A 259-nucleotide genomic window follows, 5' to 3' on the forward strand; every position below is an offset into this window, starting at 1 on the left:
CTCGCGGCTCGACGGCGACGACTTCGCCGCCTCGACGACGCTCAAGGTCCTCCCGCCGGAAGACGCGGCCGCAGCCTTCGCCGCCCGCGGCTCTCTCGTCGCCCGCGCCGGCATCACGGTGAACTTCGGAACGGTCGCCGACTTCACGGCGGACACCGCATCCTTCAGCTACGGTCGGTCGCTCGGCACCGACGCGTCGTCCGCGGCCGATCGGGTCGCCGCCGCCACGACGGCTCAGGAGCAGTTCGTCGGGTCGACG

General features: G+C 73.0%; 1 protein-coding gene. It reads left to right on the forward strand.

Features of this window, described 5'->3' with window-relative positions; genetic code table 11:
- Positions 1 to 259 (forward strand): hypothetical protein (locus SB658_RS25180; RefSeq protein ID WP_410603149.1); only part of this gene is annotated, 259 nt, incomplete at both ends.

This window comes from Bacillus sp. SIMBA_008 (assembly GCF_046535495.1).
Taxonomy (GTDB): Bacteria; Bacillota; Bacilli; order Bacillales; family Bacillaceae; genus Bacillus; species Bacillus subtilis.